The sequence below is a fragment of the Acidobacteriota bacterium genome, from assembly GCA_003225175.1.
GTDB lineage: Bacteria > Acidobacteriota > Terriglobia > Terriglobales > Acidobacteriaceae > Gp1-AA112.
On record QIBA01000057.1, the window covers coordinates 1 to 19,843 of the forward strand.

General features: G+C 55.8%; 11 protein-coding genes. 8 read left to right on the plus strand and 3 right to left on the minus strand.

The genetic code is table 11. The features are described 5' to 3' along the window. Positions 1–335: 335 nt before the first annotated feature. The 3 genes from DMG62_16270 (at position 336) to DMG62_16280 (ending at position 4,425) form a co-directional block, all read left to right on the plus strand. Entirely contained in the window at positions 336–2,420 is a 2,085-nt protein-coding gene (locus tag DMG62_16270) for a hypothetical protein (GenBank protein PYY21717.1), read from the plus strand. A 35-nt stretch (positions 2,421–2,455) separates the two neighbouring features. Then, on the plus strand, positions 2,456–3,589 hold the full coding sequence (locus DMG62_16275) for a hypothetical protein (protein ID PYY21718.1): 1,134 nt from the start codon (positions 2,456–2,458) through the stop codon (positions 3,587–3,589). Positions 3,590–3,681: 92 nt separating this feature from the next. After that, positions 3,682–4,425: a hypothetical protein gene (locus tag DMG62_16280; protein PYY21719.1), complete on the plus strand. Its 744-nt coding sequence runs from the start codon at positions 3,682–3,684 to the stop codon at positions 4,423–4,425. Here DMG62_16280 and DMG62_16285 read toward each other — a convergent pair. Next, entirely contained in the window at positions 4,422–6,647 is a 2,226-nt protein-coding gene (locus DMG62_16285; protein ID PYY21720.1) for a hypothetical protein, read from the minus strand. The two genes, DMG62_16280 and DMG62_16285, sit on opposite strands and share 4 nt — an antisense overlap. Before the next feature lie 305 nt (positions 6,648–6,952). Here DMG62_16285 and DMG62_16290 point away from each other — a divergent pair, with 305 nt between their 5' ends. Beyond that, positions 6,953–9,199, plus strand: a complete 2,247-nt coding sequence (locus tag DMG62_16290; GenBank protein ID PYY21721.1) for a TIGR03118 family protein — start codon at positions 6,953–6,955, stop codon at positions 9,197–9,199. A 203-nt stretch (positions 9,200–9,402) separates the two neighbouring features. After that, complete coding sequence (locus DMG62_16295) at positions 9,403–9,909, plus strand: ferritin-like domain-containing protein (GenBank protein ID PYY21722.1); 507 nt, start codon at positions 9,403–9,405, stop codon at positions 9,907–9,909. A 70-nt stretch (positions 9,910–9,979) separates the two neighbouring features. Here DMG62_16295 and DMG62_16300 read toward each other — a convergent pair whose 3' ends face one another. Next, the gene (locus tag DMG62_16300) at positions 9,980–12,508 is read right to left on the minus strand and encodes an ABC transporter substrate-binding protein (protein PYY21723.1); all 2,529 of its coding nucleotides are present in this window, start codon (positions 12,506–12,508) and stop codon (positions 9,980–9,982) included. 214 nt (positions 12,509–12,722) lie between these two features. Then, entirely contained in the window at positions 12,723–13,910 is a 1,188-nt protein-coding gene (locus DMG62_16305) for a glucose dehydrogenase (protein PYY21724.1), read from the minus strand. A gap of 247 nt (positions 13,911–14,157) precedes the next feature. Here DMG62_16305 and DMG62_16310 point away from each other — a divergent pair, with 247 nt between their 5' ends. From DMG62_16310 to DMG62_16320, 3 genes are read left to right on the plus strand one after another with little or no spacing between them, the layout of a single operon-like run. Beyond that, on the plus strand, positions 14,158–15,909 hold the full coding sequence (locus DMG62_16310; GenBank protein PYY21725.1) for a urocanate hydratase: 1,752 nt from the start codon (positions 14,158–14,160) through the stop codon (positions 15,907–15,909). Beyond that, on the plus strand, positions 15,879–17,192 hold the full coding sequence (locus DMG62_16315; GenBank protein PYY21726.1) for an imidazolonepropionase: 1,314 nt from the start codon (positions 15,879–15,881) through the stop codon (positions 17,190–17,192). Before DMG62_16310 ends, DMG62_16315 begins: the two co-directional genes overlap by 31 nt. An 11-nt stretch (positions 17,193–17,203) precedes the next feature. Then, positions 17,204–19,798: a peptidase gene (locus DMG62_16320; protein ID PYY21727.1), complete on the plus strand. Its 2,595-nt coding sequence runs from the start codon at positions 17,204–17,206 to the stop codon at positions 19,796–19,798. The last annotated feature ends 45 nt before the right edge of the window (positions 19,799–19,843 follow it).

Genomic DNA, 19,843 nt, shown 5'->3' on the forward strand with positions numbered 1-19,843 from the left:
TCGCTGTTCCGCGGACACCAGTGAATTTAGCCAGGTTCAGGCTGCATCCGTTGCTCTCGTGCAGCGTTGGTACTGAATCGTAACCACCGCTTCTGCTCGCTGAACATATCGGTCGCAACCGGCACCGCCTTAAGGCGGCCGCGCACGAGCGGGCTGTGGGGATATGAAAAGGTTTGCACATTGACATTGCTGCCAGCCTGGCGGAGGATAACGCACGTTCGTCGACCGATCTCTCAAAGGTCCTAGCCGCCACTTCGACCTCTTGAGTTCCCGATTTAGTCCTGGCGTTTTGAAGTCCCCCAAACGGCCCCTGATTTGCATATGGAGGGATAGCTATGCGCCGCTTTGTTCGTACCGCACCGGTCTGCTCACTTCTTGCTGTGATTGCGTTGACATTCTCCTTTTCATCCGCCTGGGCACAAGCCAACGTGTATGGCAGTTGGTCTACGCTGCCGTACACCATGCCCATCAATCCGGTTCATGTGGCGCTTTTGCACAATGGCAAAGTGCTGGTGGTTTCCGGTTCTGGCAATGTGGCGGGAAACACGAATTATCAGGCTGGGCTCTGGGATCCGCAGGCTGGAACCATCACGACGCAACCGGTTGCGTGGGACATGTTCTGCAATGGCATGTCCATCCTGCCCGACGGACGTCCTCTGATCAACGGCGGCACACTGCAGTACGATCCATTCCACGGCGCGCTGAACAACTCGGTCTACGATCCTGCGACCAACACTTTCACTGACGTACAAAAGATGGCCCATGGCCGCTGGTATCCCACAACTACCGTTCTGGGAGATGGACGGGTGCTAACGTTCTCCGGCCTGGATGAAAACGGCAATACCAACACGACCGTGGAGTTCTACACTCCTGGTTCCGGGTGGAGCTCGGCTTTTGCTGCGGGATGGACGCCTCCTCTTTATCCGCGCATGCATCTGCTGCCCAGCGGCAAAGTCTTTTATTCGGGCTCGACAACCCAATCGCGACTCTTCGATCCCAGCACGCACGCTTGGACCAACGTCGCTACGACTCGATACAGCGGCACTCGTACCTATGGCACTTCGGTGCTTCTGCCGCTGACTCCGGGGAACTACACGCCCCGCGTGATGATCATGGGAGGCGGCAATCCGTCGACCAACACAACCGAGCTCATTGACCTTTCCGCATCGAGTCCGTCCTGGGTATTCGGACCTGCGATGTCGCAGCCGCGCATTGAGATGACCGCGGCGATATTGCCCAACGGAAAAGTTCTGGCCTTGGGAGGTTCGTACAACGACGAAGACACGGCAACGGCCAGCCTGAATGCAGATCTGTATGATCCTGCGTCGAATACTTTTTCTTCTGCCGGGGCGAACGCATACGCGCGTTTGTATCACTCGGTCGCGCTGCTCATGCCGGATGCCACGGTGTGGATCGCGGGCGGGAATCCACAGCGCGGCACGTATGAGCAGCGTATGGAAATCTACAGCCCTGCGTACCTGTTCACGACGGATGCGTCAGGGAATGTGATACCGGCTACAAGGCCGACAATTGCAGGATCACCGGCGAACATTAACTATAGCGGCGGCTTCACGGTGGGCACGCCTGATGCGGCCAATATTTCTTCGGTCGTGCTGGCTCGTGCAGGTGCAGACACGCACGCCTTCGACATGGATCAGCGTCTCGTCGGCTTGTCATTTTCCGTATCCGACGCCTCTCACCTCAACGTGACCGGCCCTCCCAATGGAAACATCGCGCCTCCTGGTTACTATCTGCTATTTCTCCTGAACTCCGCAGGCGTTCCCTCAATTGCGAATTTCGTGCAGGTCTCGGCAGTACCGGACTTCAGCGTGTCGGCCACTCCGGCTTCAAACGGCATTACACCAGGATCGAGCGCGAACTATACAGTGAACGTCTCTGCCAGTAGTGGCTTCAACAGCGCCGTGAGCTTCAGCGTGAGCGGGCTGCCTACCGGGGCAAGCGCGACATTTAATCCAACTTCAGTGACCGGATCGGGATCCTCAACGCTAACTGTGAGCACCACGTCATCAACGCCATTGGGAAGTTATCCTTTGACGATCAGCGCGACGAGCGGCAGTTTGGTGCATACTACGTCCGTTACCTTGGTGGTGAGCGCGGCCACTGATTTCAGCTTGTCTGCAACTCCAACAAGCATCACAGTTGCGCGCAAGTCTCAGGGTTCGTATACGGTTTCGGTGGCGCCGGTGAATGGTTTCTCGGGAACAGTTACGCTGAGCGTAAGCGGAGTGCCGTCACGGACAAATTCCTCGTTTACTCCGCCTACAATCACGGGCTCCGGCAACTCGACATTAACGATCAGCGTAAACAAGCCGGCGCAGCCTGGCACTTATCCGTTGGCGGTTACCGGAACGAGTGGCAATCTGACCCACTCGGTGAACTTGACGCTGGTCATTCAGTAAGGGTGGTCAAGGCTGCGCGGAGAAGAGGGGCAAGTATGCACGCATCACGTAGGTTTTTTCTGCGCAGTCTTGGCCTTAGCGCTGCTGTCGGTCTTACGCCAATAAAGTCTCTGGCGGCGGCTGCCATCTTCGAACCTGCTCGCACTGAAACTGCACAAGGGCCGATCTTGCTGAACAGCAATGAAAACGCGTATGGTCCTCTTCCCAAGTCGGTAACCGCTCTGCAGGATTCGCTGGGTCAGGCAAATCGGTATCCCTTTGCGTTTTTTGGGGAGTTGGCGGAGGAGATCTCTGCTCTGCACCACGTGAAGCCAAACCAGATTGTGCTGGGATGCGGCTCGAGCGAGATCCTAAGGATGACGGCGATGGCTCTGCTCGGCAACGGCAAACAACTCGTGCAGGCCAGCCCGACGTACGAAGCCATGGACCACTACGCCCGCGTAGCCGGAGCAGCGGTGGTGAGTCTGCCGCTGACGCACGAGTACGCCCACGATCTTGGAGCGATGCTGGCGGCGATAAAGAAGACGGAATCGCTGGTTTACATCTGTAATCCGAATAATCCCACGGCGTCGCTTACACCTCGAAAGTACCTGGAAGACTTCATCTCGCGATTGCCAAATTCCGCTCACGTGCTTATTGACGAGGCATATCACCACTTCGCAGCTTCGTCGCAGCAATACAGATCGTTTATCGATTACCCGGTAGACAATGAGCGCGTCATCGTCTCTCGTACATTCTCGAAGATCTACGGACTGGCGGGACTTCGGTTAGGCTATGCCGTCGCGTCACCAGCTATGGCAGAAAGTTTGCGGCGCTACGCCACGGTTATCAATATCAACGCTCTGGTATCTGCGGCAGCCATGGCTGGCCTGCGTGACACCGATGGCCTCGCTGCGGCCGCAAAGCGCAATGCGGACGATCGTCAGGAATTCTTCAACCAGGCAATGGCGCGAATGCTCAAGCCTATCGACTCTCAGGCGAACTTTGTGATGATGAATGCCCATCGTCCAGCGGAAGATGTGATTGAACATTTCCGCAAGAACAACATCCTCGTCGGACGAAAGTTCCCAGCCATGAGTACGCACGTTCGAGTGTCGCTGGGGAAATCTGGCGAAATGGCCGAATTCTGGCAGGTCTGGGATCGCATGGGCGGCGGCATGACTATGTAAAAGGAATGCGCTGCGCAGCTTGCAGCGCGCGCATCCTATGACAGAGAGTTCAGGAGTTGACCAGATCCTGCTTATCTTGTGCGCTTAAGCCGATGCTGAACCGCGAGCCTGACGTCGTTCTTACTGACTATGCACTGGTTGTCGAGTGCTTGCTGTTTGCATTCTGGATTTATCGCAGTCGCAACTCCAATGTGCTCAGATTCTGGTTTGGGCTTTTGTTCGGCTCGATTGGAGCTGCTGCTCTCGTAGGTGGAACGGTCCACGGATTCCTCACCGATCCGCAGTCTGCGGCCAACAGGTTGTGCTGGCTCGGGACGATGCTTCTTCTGGGTGTCACCGCGTTTTCCGAATATGGAATTGCTGCTCGCCTGTTGCTTACTCGACGGCTGGGAAATGTCGTGATCTTTGGAGCGGCACTGATATTTGTCGTCTACGTCGGAATTGTCGTGCGGAATGCGGAGTTCAGGATTGCGGTGCTTAATTACCTTTCCGGATTGGCCGTTCTTTTAGTCGCGTTTGTTTGCGTGTACGTGCGAAATAAAAATCGGGGTGCCTTGGCGGGAGTGGCGGGGCTCTTGCTGACTATAGGCGCTTCTGCTGTGCAACAGGCTCGGATTTCACTTCATCCGCGATATCTTAATTACAACGCGTTCTATCACCTGCTGGAAGGGATTGCTCTCCTTCTGATCTATCGAGCAGCTCGAAGTCTTGTAAATGTTCCACTACGTCGCAATGTTGTCGCTGCTGGGTGCGAAGTTGTCACAAACGGTTCCGATCACTCAAGCGATGAACCGGCCGAGGGCGGCCGGAACCACGTTTCGAAGGCGAATGTCTAATTCACGTCGGCCGAACGGTCTCCTTCATAATGCATGATGTGGTAATACGCTTCCCATCCATCCCATATGAGAGGCGGGGAGAGGCGAGTCTCAGGATCGCTCAGGAACTTTGCGAAAGTCTGCACGATGTCGCGTGTGCGGTAAACGTTCGTAAGCCAATCGCCGCGATACCAATTTTTCCATTTGCCGTACTCGGCGGCAGATTCGGCTCGCTGAATCTCATCGAAACTCGATAGAGCCTGCTGCGCTTCCTGTCGAGCTTCAGCCATTTTTGCAGTTTGGGCATCTTGTATGGCTTTTGCGACCTGCAGGAGCATGCGATTGCTCTCGCGGTTTATGGCGATCATGGCCAGCACTGCAGCCTGGTAAAACGCTTTGCGGGACGGAGCTACGAGCGATTCGATTTCGAGGGCCTTCTTCCAGACTGCGTCCCAGCGTGGCTGGGCTTCGCTGCATTGTTGGATCTCGCGGGTGACGGTCTGCGCCAGCCATTCCTTTCCCACTGCACGATTCGGGTTCGGCTCCGCTCCGGGGAGGAGGACTCGGGGCGATTCCCATTTCGGAGCCTGACTCGGCACCGAGTAGAGCGGCGCGTCGATCATATAGGTCAGCAGCATGCGGCGCGCTTCGGTGTGATAGAGCTGATCGCCATACTCATGTGTGGGTTCGCCAAAGTGCGCAGGGGCGTTGAAATATTCCTTATATAGCTCGGCGAGCTGCGCTGCGGCTTGGTCGCCGAACTCGTCAGCAGACCAGTGCTGATAAAATTCCGAGCTGGCTTTGCTGGTATCGGAAGGAAGACCCTTCCAGACTGCATCCATCACGGCGCGAATCGACATCGTGACGGGACGAATATCGCTGGTATTCACCAGATAGTAGTGTGTCGCGCCCGCCTTGATATAACGGCCGATCTCGGAGAAGCTGCGCTCGATCGGCACCATCTCCGAGAGCTGATTCGCGCGGCCATTCATCATCGCGACGTGGTCGTAGATACCCTGTCCAGCGGTGACTTGTCCGTTGTCCTGCAGATAACCGTAGCCATCGTCCGCCCACACGGTTGCGACTTCAGGCGGGATCTTCAAGTCGCCTTGCTGAACCAAGCGGGCGCCTTCCTGCCACAGGTTTGTCACAAACTGCGCTTGCGGGCGCACGGAACGCACGATGCGCATCTGAGCAGCGATGGCTTTGCTGATCAATTGTCCGAGAGCTCTGTTGTTATTTCTGACAGTGGGATCCATGGATGCGTAAGTGACGTCGGACAGACCTCGGAGACCGACCGACCAGAGAACCTCCTGATCGGGCAAATAGGAGTTCACCGCGTTCTTCCAGGCTTGCTCGAGAAATTCAGGACTGCTGGTGTAGTTGTACGCGACATCCTTGGGCCACCGGGCGACATTCAGTCCGAGAGGGATTGCGTGATGCTGCGTGACGATGAGCCCACGTTGCGCCGCGTCTTTCACCTGAGGTTCGTCAGGAAAGATCCAGGTTCCCGGCGCGACCATGTTTCCTTTGAGCCGAAGAATGGTTTCGAAGATGTGATCCCAGATTTCGAGCGAGATTCCCGTTTTGTCATTCTTTTCTCCGGGCGCCCATCCGGTGAGCAGGTCTTCATCGTTGATGAAAAAGCCACGGTACTTGAAGACTGGAGCAGGGAACTTCTCATTGATTGCTGCAGGAATAGTTACCGACGCGCGGCGAAGAGGTTCGTGGTCTGTCCAGTAATACAGGGGATCGACGCCTAGATACTGCTGCGAGAATTCATAAATGGCAAAAATCGTTCCGCGCATATCAGCACCGGAGAGCACGATTACGTCGGTTGCATGCGCCTTATTCCAATCCGCTTTTGCAACTGAGATGGAGAACGATTCTGGATCAGCCGATCCGATTGGCCGAACGCTCTCGGGAAGCTTGGACTGCTCGTCGATGAGGATTGTCAGCGGTGCGGCATCTTCCTGACGGTGAACTATTCGCGGTTTCATTCCAAACACCTTGCCGAAATCTGTCGCCAGGTCTTCGGCGGAATGCTGAATTGGAATAGGAGCATCCGCGTTCTCAAGAATCGTGAGGCTCGAACTGAGAACTAAGCGTTCGCCACGCTCGCTTTGCTTCTGCTGGCGTCCAGGAGGAGCCTGTGACTGTCCGAAAGCAGCGGCGGCCAACCAACACAGCATTATGGGAACGGCAAGCAGGTGGCGCGTGAACAGGAGTGAGCGCTGGCGCATAAAGAGCTCTCCATTGGGAAAAACGCGAAGAGAAATTAGTTCGAATCCCGAACATAATAGGCCAGAAACTCAGAGACAGCATCCACGTATCGGCAAATAAAAATGGGCAATGAGGCTGTAACCACCCGCATGTCCCATCTAAATCGGCCCATCACAGCCAGTCGCTGACTCCCGGCGACGTGCAGGCACATCTGTATTGCGGCCCGAATCCACCAGGAGATTGAACAAGCTTGAAAGGTAACTTTGCTGTGCGTGTGTCTTCCTGTTGTCTTGCCTTACTGCTGGCTTTGGCAACTCGTCCCAGTATGGGACAAACTACCGCCTTCCGTGTAACAGGCCTCACATCGGATCGGTCGGGCGCAAATCACCAGTCGGCCACGCTGCTGAAGCCGTGGGGCATCGCATTTGTGCCGGGAGGAAATTTCTTTATCGCAGAGAATGCCGCTGGCCGCGTGGATTCTTACGACGCAGACGGCAATCCAGTGGCTGGAGTGATAATTCCAGCTCCGCCGGGAAGTACCGCTGCATTTTCGCCGCCAACCGGCATTGTGGCTATTCCTGAGGCAGATTTTCTGGCTTCACTGGGGAGCAGCGGCTTCCAGTTCCTTGTTGCTGCCGACAACGGCACGATTTGGGGATTCACAACGACGAACGCGGTGCCACAGGTTGCGACTAGGTTCGTGGACAATTCGTCCACTGCAGCACGCTATACGGGAATCGCCGTTCTGCGTCCTGATTGTTGCGGCGCCTTCGTCGCTGTGGCAAATTTCGGTGAAGGAACCGTGGACACATTTACGCGTCTTGGAGATCCGCTCTCTCTCAGCCCACTGATGGCGAATCCCTTTGTCGATCCCAACCTTCCTGCGGGCTACGCTCCATTCAATATCCAGAAGATCAAAAATGAGATTTTCGTTACCTATGCTCTTAGAGATGGCGCTGGTAATCCGATTGGAGCTGACGGGTCGGGAGTCGTCAATATCTTTGACGAGACGGGAAACTTCGTAAAACGGTTTATTTCCGAGCGTGGTGCTGTCTCGGCGCCTTGGGGAGTTACGCAGGCGAGCGCTAACTTTGGTGCATTCAGTAATGCAATTCTGATCGGCGATGCCGCGGGTGGCCGGATCAACGCATTCGATGCCAGTAACGGCAATTTGCTCGATCAGCTTAATGACGGAACTGGGAATCAGCTGTTTTTTGTTGGGCTGCGCGGTCTCGCATTTCGAGCCGACGGTGTGGGCGACCCAAATGCTCTTTATGAACTTGGCGGAACTGCCCAGGGGAACCCAGCCGGCAGTTTCGGGGCAATCACAGTCGGAAACGCCGCATTCCTGGGTCTGAGGTTGTCTGACAATGTAACGCAGGCAACTGTCTTTCCCGGCGATCCGGTGACCATAACGGCAGGCCTGCTCGCGCAGTCAGGCACGCCGACCGGTACTGTTGTTTTTGTCGACACATGCTGTACTCTCACTCCCCCTCTCACTCAGACCACATTGGGAAGCGCGAGCATTGTCAACGGAATGGCCTCCATTGTTACTACATTCCAGGCCGGGGATCACCAGATCACTGCAAGGTATTCAGGCGACGCGAGCTTTGTGCCCAGCACAAGGTCTTCACTCCTGGGAGTCGTCTTTGAGACTCGAACGACCTTAACAGCACCTCCGAGCGCCACGCTAGGAACGCCGGTGATCCTGAACACGAATGTCAGTTCCATTCCGCCGGTGCAGCCGAGCGTTCTCACAGGACAACTTGCTTTTTTAGACGGGAATGTCATTTTGGGAAGCGTTCCGCTGCTTGATGGCGCTGCGCAGTTAACCGTTAATTCCCTGGCTCCAGGTGCGCACAACATAGTCGCAACATTTTCGGGAGACCGGTTCTTTCAGGGCGGCCAGTCTGCCCCGGCAACCATAACCATAGGAAATCCCGTTCCAGGAATCAGCTCCCTTGCGCCATTTTCCGAAGCGCAGAACTCCGGAGCATTCATTCTGACGGTGCACGGCTTTGGATTTGTGAACGGAGCAGTTGTGACATTCAACGGCTCTCCCAGGCCCACTACGTTCGTGAGCGATACTCAAGTAAGAGCGTCAATTACCGCCTCCGATCTCGCGGTTTCAGGAACAGCCACCATAGCCGTATCCAATCCTGCCCCAGGCGGTGGCAATTCGGGAAACGCGTTGTTCGCCATCGATACTGTAACCGCAACCTCGGTGATACTCGACAGTGTGACGCTCAACGTCGTGGCAGGCCAGAGTGTCACAGTGCGTGCGCATCCGAGCGGCTTTTCGGGAACGGTTACGCTGATGTGTCTCAATGCCCCGGCAGGCGTAAGCTGCTCATTTGACTCGGCGAGCAATTCCGTCACCATCCAGACTTCCACCACCACACCAAAAGGCTCGAGCGCAGTAACGCTGGTATTCAGTGCTCAAGCACTGACTCGCAACACGTCCGCGCCTGCAATCCTGGCAATGTCTTTTGGTGTGTTGGGACTTCCTTTTGGCACGGTGCTCGTGGAAGCTCGCCGCCGATGGAAGCTGAAGACAATCTGTTGGCATTAACTGTGCAGTGATTCGAAACCAGGAGGCGGCGTGTGCTTCGGGTCAGCTGCTCGAGATATCGGCGGGCGGGAGTCCGAAACACTGCGTTCGGCACCGCAGCCGGCCTATGACTGTCGGATAGAATCAAAAACAGCGCGCAGCTCTGCGTAGGGGCCACCCCGCGCTCCTTAGCCACATCTTCTTACTGCACGGAGGTTCGTTCTATGGCTTTGTTTTCCATGGACCTGGACAGTTTGAAAGATTTGTTCATCGGCGAGCTGCGGGATTTGTATGACGCAGAAAACCAGATCACCGAGGCGTTGCCCAAGTTGATCGAGAAAGCGCATTATGCCCAACTCAAGAGCGCTCTTCAGGAGCACCTTGAGGTGACTCGCGGACAGATGCGGCGACTCGACACCATTTTCCATCGTCTCGGCGAGAAACCAAGTGGCGAAAGCTGCAAGGGCATGAAGGGGTTGATCAAAGAAGGCGACGATATGGCGACACGCGATGGCGAACCTAGCGTCATCGACGCCGCGATTATCAGCGCCGCACAGCGTGTGGAGCACTACGAGATGGCAGGATACGGAACGGTTCGAACGTATGCCGATCTACTCGGCGAAAAAGAATTCGCCAGTCTGCTGCAACAGACTCTGGATGAGGAGAAAGAAGCTGACAAGACGCTTACCGAGATTGCTAAGACGATCAACATTCAGGCGCGCGCTGCGTAAAATCGATCCTCTTCCAATGAGCCCCACAGAGTACGTGGGGCTTCTTCGTGTCTGCACAGCCTGCGAGAAGCTACTCTGTTCTCAGCGCCCGCATCGGCTCAATAGCTGCAGCCCGTGCTGCGGGTAGCAGGCTAGCGATTAGGGCACAAATCCCAAGCACCGCAATTGCGATGATGAGACTAGTCGGATCGAATTTCCCGATGCCGAACAGTTGATGCTGGAGCCAGTGCTTGGCGAGAAAGCAGAACGGAATCCCGATCAGCAGCCCGATTCCGACTTGAGTAGAAGCTCCGCGCAGGATCAGGGAGACGATGTCTGTTCGGTTTGCACCGAGAGCCATTCGCAGACCAACTTCGCTGGTGCGGCGCGCTACTCGATAAGCCGTAACGCCGTAAAGTCCGATTGAGGCGAGCAGGAGAGCGATGAAGCCGAAGGCGCTGCTCAGGCGGCCGATCAGGGTGTGAGCGCTGGCCAGGATTTTCACTTGCTCGTCGAAGCTGCGCATACTGGTGGGAGTAAGGTTCGGATCAATTTCTCCGAGCGCACGCCGAACGTAAGTAGCAAAGCTGTCGGGGTCGCCCTGCACATGGAGTTCGATTGTGCCCATGTACATGGAGGAGTCCTCAACCATGTTATCAACCGGAGTGTCGTACTTGATCTTCTGCGGAAGCGGCACAAAGAACATCTGACGTGCCGGGCGGGAAGCATCCTGATATTTCGCGTCCTTCGCTACACCCACGATCTCGTAATCGCCGGCGTGGCTCTGTTCATCCTTGCCAAAATGCTTTCCGATGGGGTCCTCCTTCGGAAAATACTTGCGCACGAAGGCCTCATTCACCACCGCGACTTTCTGTGAGGTCGCGGTGTCCTGGTCACTAAAACCTCGGCCGCGAACGATAGGCGTGCCAATTGTCTCGAAATAGCGCGCAGTTACGCGATCCCAAGACGAGCCGAATTCTCCCGTCTTATCGGAAAAGTGAACGCTCTCGCCCCAGTTATTTCCTTGCTGCGCTGTGTAGAGCGACAAGCTTTCGCTGATTACGCCGGGCAAATGGGAAAATTTGTCCTCAGTCTGCTGGTACAACGCCATCAGCCGCTCCTGCGTGTAACCCGCGCTCTGAGGATTGATTTGCACCAGTAGCCTGCCTTGCCGCTGGATTCCGTACTCCTGATTGTCGAGGTTGCGCAGAGTCTGCGTCAGTAACGCAGCGACGCTGAGAAGCACAAGCGATACCGCTGCCTGAAGAACGATTAGCGAGCGCTGCGGTAACGCCGCCGCCTCGCGGGTTACGCGACTTGCTCCCCGGAGAGCCTCGGCCGGATCAATGTGAGAGGCCATCCATGCCGGACCGACGCCGAAGACGATCCCTGTAAGCACGGCGACGAGAGTAGTAAATCCAAGCACCGGCCAGGAGGGTGTGCTCGATATGGGAACAAACGTCGATCCGCGAAACGCGATCAGCAGCATCGCTTTGCTCGCGTACATGGCAAGGAGCAGTCCGAGAGCTCCTCCGGCGAGGGAGAGTACTAGGCTTTCCGTTATCTGTGAGCGGATGATGCGGCCTCGTGTGGCTCCAATTGCCAGCTGCAGGGAAGTGCGCAGGCGGGTCGCGGCTCCGCGCGCGAGGAGCAGGTTTGCGAGATTCGCGCACGCAATGATCAGGACCGCGCCGGACGCAGCCATTAACAACAGCAGCCCCTGCTCGTAGTCGTCTTTCATTGAATTGATTCCGCCTCCGCCCGGAGCAAGATGGATCACCTGCTTATCGATCTTCTTAAGATCCATGTGCTGGTTGGAATTGCCGGGGGTAAGCAGGTATTGCCGTAGTTCAGTTGTAAGCTGCGCCGATACTTGCGAGGGATTGGCGTCGGGACGAAGACGTCCAATCATGTACAGCCATGCTGTCGCGGGCAACCGCAATAGCGAATTTTCGCGGCGAAACACGGGTTCCTGAGAGATAGGCAGCCAGAAATCGGGAGGATCGCTCTCCAGACGATCACCAAAGAATGCCGGCGGAGCTACCCCGATGATATTTGCCGGAATGCCATCGAACATTACGTTTGCGCCCACGAGCGATGGATCACCACCGTACTTCTGCTGCCAGGCGCGATAACTGATTACTGCCACTGCCGGAGCGCCAATCTTGTCGTCATTCAGAGCGATAGTCCGGCCGGCATAAGCGGGTACTCCAAGAGTGGCAAAGTAGTTTCCAGACACGAACTCGCCTTCAAGTGAATCTGCCGGGGCGTTCGAGCCTGCGCGCCGCACGGTCAAATCGGGACGATTGGTTTGTGCCGCAGCGAGCTGTTCGAAGGCCGGCGTGTGGTCTCGCGCATATTCGTAGAAGTCATAGGCGAACATCGACCAGTTGTCTTGCAGATCGCCCTCTACGCAGCAGTTATATTCGTCGCCCAGCTTGTAGAGCTGGGATGGATTACTTACAGGCAGAGACTTGAGCAAGACTCCATGGACGAGGGTGAAGATCGCGGTGTTCGCGCCAATACCAATCGCCAGCGTCAGCAACGCCGTGATTGTGAATCCCGGCGATTTGCGCAACTGCCGCATCGCGTACCGAATATCCTGAACAAGAGTCTGCATCGTTCCTCCTAACTCTCACGACTCGTGGGGCAATTGCGCTGCCAAGAGAGACTTGCATAAGACCCTTATTGTGAGGCGTTTAGCGGAAGACTATAAAGGCCAACTGTTCGATTCTGAACGCCGCGTACGGGCACGAACACAGGGCTGTGAGCGAATCAGGATGGAGACCTGCGGAGACTCAAAACAAAGGAACGAGCAGGACGACGCTCTCGCGCTACTGGGCACGAATCTTGAAGAGGCCTCCTGAATAGTCGACCAGATACAGTTCACCGGATTGATCCTGCCCGAACGAGCTGATGGTTTTGCCTGTCGTCGCGAGTAACATTCGCGTCCAATTGCCGGGGCTGGTCTCCTGCAAACCCCACACTTTTCCGGTTCCCAGATCGCCAAAGATGTACGTGTTCTGCAGGTTCGTGATCGAGGTTCCGTGATAGACGTAGCCGCCGATCACTGCGTTCCCCTCGGAGTGGCTATATTCGGTGATCGGCAAAGTAAGTCCAGTCATGTTGCAGCCGGTGACGGGGCTATAGCAGTGGCCGGCCTCCATGATGTTCCACCCGTAGTTTCCGCCCTTCTCCACGATGTCGACTTCCTCGAAAGCATCTTGTCCAACGTCTGCGAGAAACAGTCGTTCGGTGGGGCGATCGAAAGAAAACCGCCATGGATTCCGAAACCCATATGCGTATATCTCCGGCAGGCCGCCGCTAGTAGCGAACGGATTGTCGGTTGGAATTCCATAGGGTAGACCACCACTGGGATGATCGACATCGATGCGCAACAACTTTCCCAGCAGCGTTTGCTTGCTCTGTCCATGACCAAATGGATCGCCACCACTGCCGCCGTCACCGAGCCCGAAGTACAGAAATCCGTCGGCGCCAAATGCCAGCTGGCCGGCTTTGTGATTGCTGAAATTCCCGATTTGGTCCACAGTGAGCAGGATTCGTTCGCTAGTCACGTCAGTCTGATTCGGAGTGGCAGCCGGAACCGTGTATTCGGCGATTACAGATTGAATCTGGCCGCTGGGGTTTCGGACGTAATTCACGTAGAACTTGCGACTCGATGCAAAATTGGGATGAAAGGTAACTCCGAGCAATCCCATCTCGCCGCCCGTCGTGATCTTCGAGCCGATATCAAGGAACGGCTGGGATGCGATTGTGCCATTCTGAAGAATCCTGATCTTACCTCCCTGCTCAACGACAAAGAGTCTCCCGCTGCCGTCATCGGGCTGTTCGAGATCGAGTGGCGAGCTAAATCCAGCAGCTATGAGATCGAGCGCAAGCATTGGCGGAGGACCGGAGGACGAGGGGGAAGGTGATGAACCTCCGCCTCCACAGCTTGCGAGGAAGAGAGCGGCAAGAGCAACTGCCGCAATGCGCGTTGCCTGAGAAGTTGGTTGAATCATTGCTTCCGATGAGTGAGCGCGCTTTGCTTAATTAATGCATACGCTAACCGTTCAGCCGATGTAAAGGACTTGCACGTTAATCGGCACCCGATGGTCGGAGTACCTTCGTGAATGTGGGACGATGTGGTCTCCTCGTGCAGTCAGACACGCAGCATGCTGCGCATCAACAACGATGCTCCGCCATGTACTTGCTTCGGCCAGTCTGAAGCCGTACGCTAAACAGTTTGTTGAGGCAAGGAAACCTCTTATGCCGGTTGAGACTGAGGCGCCGCCGACTGCAGGAACTGCGATCAAAGCTCCGCGGGGCACACAGATTTCCTGCAAAGGCTGGCAGCAGGAAGCGGCTATGCGGATGCTCATGAACAACCTCGATTCGGAGGTGGGCGAGCGTCCGCAGGATCTGATAGTTTATGGCGGCACGGGAAAGGCCGCACGTAATTGGGATTGTTATCGCGCGATCGTGGCGTCTCTTCGGGAGCTTGAGAGTGACGAGACGCTGCTGGTGCAATCAGGCAAACCCGTAGGCATTTTCAAGACTCATGATTATGCCCCACGCGTGCTCATCGCCAATTCAAATCTCGTCGGCCATTGGTCAAATTGGGAAAAGTTCAACGAACTCGAACGAGCTGGCCTGACAATGTATGGCCAGATGACTGCGGGTTCCTGGATTTACATCGGCTCGCAAGGCATCGTTCAAGGCACATTTGAGACCTTCGCAGCCGCCGGCGAGAAGCATTTCGATGGTGATCTCGCGGGCAAGCTGATCGTCAGTGGCGGGATGGGCGGTATGGGTGGGGCTCAGCCGCTGGCGGCTACGATGACAGGTGCCTGCTTCCTCGGAATCGACGTAAATCCCGAGCGCATTAAGAAGCGCCTGAAGACCGGCTATTGCGACTTTATGGTGAACAGCCTCGACGAGGCGCTGCGCATCCTGAAGAATTCCATTCGCAAAAAGGAAGCTGTTTCCGTCGGTCTCGCCGGAAATTGTGCTGACGTGATTCCAGAGCTGGCAGCCCGGGGCGTTAAGCCGGATCTGCTCACGGATCAAACTTCTGCGCACGATCCATTGAATGGCTACATTCCATTGGGTTTGACGGTCGATGCGGCCGATGAGCTGCGCCGCAAAGACCCGAAAGGTTATCTTCAGCGCTCACTGGACTCCATCGCGCGCCATGTTGAAGGCATGCTGGAGTTACAGAAATCCGGATCGGTGACTTTCGACTACGGAAACAACATTCGTACGTTCGCATTCGAGCGCGGCGTAAAGAATGCCTACGATTTTCCCGGATTTGTTCCTGCGTATATTCGTCCGCTCTTCTGTGAAGGGCGTGGCCCATTTCGCTGGGTTGCGCTCTCGGGAGAACCTTCAGACATCGCGGTAACGGACGACCTGATCCTAAAGATGTTTCCCAAAAATCGAATCCTCAGCCGCTGGATCAACTTGGCGCGTAAACGGATCCGCTTCCAGGGCCTGCCTGCGCGTATCTGCTGGCTGGGACATGGAGAGCGCGCTCAATTCGGGCTGGCGATGAACGATCTGGTGAAGCGCGGCACAATCAAAGCTCCGATCGTCATTGGCCGCGATCACCTTGACTGTGGTTCGGTTGCATCCCCATTTCGGGAAACCGAAGCCATGAGGGATGGCAGTGATGCCATTGCAGACTGGGCTTTCCTTAACGCCTTGCTGAACACTACCAGTGGCGCAAGCTGGGTCTCCATTCACAATGGCGGCGGGGTGGGCATCGGATACTCGCAGCACGCCGGACAAGTGACTGTCGCCGACGGCACTGAGCTGATGGCGAAGCGCATTGAACGTGTTCTCACGAACGATCCAGGCATCGGAGTTGCCAGGCACGCCGATGCTGGCTATCAAGAGGCGCAGTCCTTCGCCGATCGCGCCGGTATTCGCATACCGATGCAGGAGAGCTCTGCGTCCGGCGCTAAGAGCTTGAATTCTTCAAGTCCGAAATCTTCGGTCAGAGGCGGCGCTCAAGAGTGAGCGCCACCGCGAAGAGCGTAGCCAAACCGCTGCTTCTAACCAACATCGGCCAGTTGCTCACACTTAAGGACATCACTGGTCGCAACGAACCGCGTCGCGGGCGAGAGCTACTGGAGTTGGGAATCATTGAGAACGCCGCCATTTTCTGTCGTGAGGGGAAGATCGCCGCTGTTGGCTCCGAGGTTGAAATCGGAGCACGAGCTACGCAGGAGATAGGATCCGATCTCCGAGTCTTCGATTGCCGGGGCGGCACTGTGCTGCCAGGGTTCGTGGATTCCCACACCCATCCAGTATTTGTCTCACCTCGTCTTGTTGATTTTGAGCAGCGCATTCAAGGCAGCACCTACGAACAGATCGCTAATGCCGGAGGCGGCATTCGTTCCAGTATCGAACGCGTGCGTAAGGCGAGCGAAGATGACTTGGTGAGCGCCGTTCTGCGGGCGTTCGAAGATATGGAGCGCTCTGGAACGACCACCATCGAAGCGAAATCCGGTTATGGGCTTTCTTTGGATTCGGAGCTGAAGTCCTTGCGCTGCATTCGCGAGGCGGCGCAGCAATGGCCCGGAACGGTGATTTCCACCTTCCTGGGAGCGCACGTTATACCGCCGGAGTTCCAGCAGCGGGCGGACGAATACGTGGATCTCGTGTGCGAGGAGATGATTCCCAAGGTGGCAAAGGAGAAGCTCGCCGATTTTGTCGACGTCTTTTGTGAACGTGGAGCGTTTTCGATCGCGCAAACAGAGCGAATCTTCGCTGCCGCTCAGAAAGCCCGCATGGGAACACGGGCACATGTTTGTCAATTCACCCCGCAGGATCTCTCGAGGCTGGCCCGGTTCGAACCGGCATCTTACGATCATCTCGACTGTTTGACGGATAAAGACTTACAATCCCTCGCGCAGCAGAGGACGATCGCCACACTGTTGCCCGGGGCCTCATACTTTCTTGCTCATTCATATGCGATCGCGCGCAGACTGATCGACGCAGGCGCGGCGGTCGCTTTAGCGACAGATTTCAACCCGGGAACATCGCCTACAACCAGCATGCCGATCGTGCTCTCAATGGCATGCACACAAATGCGCATGACTCCTGCTGAAGCCATTTCCGCAGCCACAATCAATGGAGCCCACGCTTTGCGCCTGGCGAAGCGAAAAGGCAGTATCGAAATGGGAAAAGAGGCCGATCTCGCTGTCTTCGACATAAGAGACTATCGGGAGATCTGCTATTGGTTTGGACGAGAAACGTGCCGTGCAACTGTAATGAACGGCCATCTCGCGATTCATTGAGGAATAATCTTATGAAAAAGTGGCTGATTATGTTTGTAGCTTTGGCTGCGTCGCTAAGCCTGCAAGGGCAGCGGCTTCCTGCAGGTGTTGTGCCCGAACATTATGCGCTGACCTTTACGCCCAACCTGAAGGATGCCACCTTTTCCGGTGAAGAGACGATCGATGTGCGCGTGCTGAAGCCGACGGCCATCATCACTCTCAATGCAGCCGAAATCAAATTCACTTCAGCGACCGTCGAGAGTCACGGCGCAACTCTGGATGCCAAAGTCACGACTGACGACGATCGGGAACAGGCCAATATCATCGCTCCGCACCCGATTGCTGCAGGTGCTGCGCGCCTGCACATCGTGTTTACGGGAATCCTTAATCATAAGCTGCGCGGTTTCTACTTGAGTGAGACGCCGAAACGGCGTTACGCGGTGACGCAGTTCGAGTCCACGGACGCTCGTCGCGCCTTTCCTTGCTTCGATGAGCCCGATAAAAAAGCGACCTTTGACATCACCCTCGTTGTGGACAAAGGTGACACGGCTATCTCCAACGAAAAAATGACTTCAGATAGCCCCGGTCCAGTCGACGACAAGCACACGCTGAAATTCGCAACGACAAAGAAGCTCTCTACTTATCTTGTGGCGCTGCTGGTAGGCGACTTCCAATGCATCAGCGGATCCTCCCACGCAATTCCTATTCGGGTCTGCGCTACGCCCGACAAGACAGGTCAGGGAAAGTTCGCGCTCGAAGCCGCCGAGTACATCATGCACTACTACGACGATTATTTCGGCATTAGGTATCCATTCGGGAAATTGGATCTCATCGCAATTCCCGATTTTGAAGCCGGAGCTATGGAGAATGCCGGAGCGATTACTTATCGCGAAAGTTTCATCCTGCTAGATCCTAAGGTCGCGAATGTCGACAATTATGACCTGGTCGCGTCAGTTGTAGCGCATGAAATGGCTCACCAATGGTTTGGCGATCTGGTGACGATGAAATGGTGGGATAACATCTGGCTCAATGAAGGATTCGCCACGTGGATGGAATCCAAACCCGTGGCCAAATGGAAGCCGGAGTGGCACGAGCCGCTGAGCGACGTGGCGAGTACAGGCCGCTCACTTGATCTAGACGGATTGAAGAACACGCGGCCGATCAGGCAAAAGGCCGAAACCCCCGCCGAGATCAACGAACTCTTCGACGGAATTGCGTACGGGAAGGCCGCCGCTGTGCTGCGCATGGTGGAACATTACGTTGATCCCGAGGTGTTCCGCATGGGCGTGCACAAGTATCTGCTCGCTCATTCTTATGGAAACGCAACAGCTGAAGATTTCTGGAGTGCGATTGCGCAAGCTTCGGGAAAACCGGTCGACAAGATCATGTCGAGCTTTGTCATCCAACCAGGCGCACCGCTGTTGAATGTTTCGCAAGAGGCAGATGGTCAGATCTCGATATCGCAAGAGCGCTTTTTTAACGATCGTCAGCTGCTGGGAACTGGCCAGCAGGCATGGACTGTGCCCGTCTGTCGTAAAGACCTCTCACCCGACAGCGTGACACAATGCTTTGTCCTGCAGGAACGAGGGCAGCAAATCAGAGGCTCCGCCAATGAACCTATATTCGCGAATGCAGACGGTACAGGTTATTACCGCAGCGAATATGATCAGAAGCTTCGCGATCAGTTGAGTAAGGACCTGGAGACGAGACTCACTCCAGCAGATCGCATCTCCATGCTGAACGATGAGTGGGCACTTGTGCGCGTTGGACGAATCTCGATCAGCAATTATCTGGACCTCATTTCGCAACTAAAGGGTGAGCGCCTGCGACAGGTCTGGGCCGGCGTCTTAAAAAATATCGAATACATCAACGATAGGCTCCTCGGCGCGAGTGAACGTGCGATCTTTCAGCCATTTGTCCGCAACCTGCTCAGTCCGCCGTACGAGGCGCTCGCTGAGGCGAAAGACCCGGAAGAAAAAGCATTGCATGCCGATTTGTTTGACGTCCTCGGAATTGTAGGGCGCGATCCGATGGTGATCGCGCAGGCTCGTCAGCTTGCAAAAAACAGTTTGCAGGATCCCGCTTCGGTAGACCCGCTGCTGATTGGCCCTGCACTGGAGATCGCTGCGGCGCAAGGGGACGAGGCTCTTTACCAGCAGATCATGCAGAACCTGAAGGGAACTACCGATCAGGTCATGCGAGGCCGGTACATGGATGCTCTAATGCACTTCGAGAATCCGGAGCTTACTCGTCAGGCGCTGGCGCTGGGTGTTTCTGCAGCGATTCGCAATCAGGACTCGACTGCGTACATCAGTGGCTTTGTGCGAAATCCGTATACCCGAGACGAAGCCTGGAAGTTTGTCCAGAATCACTGGAATGAAGTGGAAAAAACGTTCACTCCGTCCAGTGGATCGGAGCTGGTTTACAGTGCTGGAACCTTTTGCGATGCGGAGGCAGCATCCAATGTGAGCGCCTTTTTCAAGGTTCACACTGTGCCCTCAAGCGAGCGCACTCTGCGCCAGGCAGTGGAACGCATCAAGGCGTGTGCGGATCTGAAAAAGATTCAGGGATCGAACCTGCAAGGATGGCTCTCGACGCACAGCGTCGGAACGGGAGCGGGGAACTAGGCGCTGCATAGCAGTACGGGGGCAGCCGCTGGCTACGTGAGTCGT

Bases quoted from the DNA above. Each gene is read 5' to 3' on its own strand.
- DMG62_16270 (PYY21717.1), top strand. From the start codon at position 336: ATGCGCCGCTTTGTTCGTACCGCACCGGTCTGCTCACTTCTTGCTGTG.
- DMG62_16275 (PYY21718.1), top strand. From the start codon at position 2,456: ATGCACGCATCACGTAGGTTTTTTCTGCGCAGTCTTGGCCTTAGCGCT.
- DMG62_16280 (PYY21719.1), top strand. From the start codon at position 3,682: ATGCTGAACCGCGAGCCTGACGTCGTTCTTACTGACTATGCACTGGTT.
- DMG62_16285 (PYY21720.1), bottom strand. From the start codon at position 6,647: ATGCGCCAGCGCTCACTCCTGTTCACGCGCCACCTGCTTGCCGTTCCC.
- DMG62_16290 (PYY21721.1), top strand. From the start codon at position 6,953: ATGGGACAAACTACCGCCTTCCGTGTAACAGGCCTCACATCGGATCGG.
- DMG62_16295 (PYY21722.1), top strand. From the start codon at position 9,403: ATGGCTTTGTTTTCCATGGACCTGGACAGTTTGAAAGATTTGTTCATC.
- DMG62_16300 (PYY21723.1), bottom strand. From the start codon at position 12,508: ATGCAGACTCTTGTTCAGGATATTCGGTACGCGATGCGGCAGTTGCGC.
- DMG62_16305 (PYY21724.1), bottom strand. From the start codon at position 13,910: ATGATTCAACCAACTTCTCAGGCAACGCGCATTGCGGCAGTTGCTCTT.
- DMG62_16310 (PYY21725.1), top strand. From the start codon at position 14,158: ATGCCGGTTGAGACTGAGGCGCCGCCGACTGCAGGAACTGCGATCAAA.
- DMG62_16320 (PYY21727.1), top strand. From the start codon at position 17,204: ATGAAAAAGTGGCTGATTATGTTTGTAGCTTTGGCTGCGTCGCTAAGC.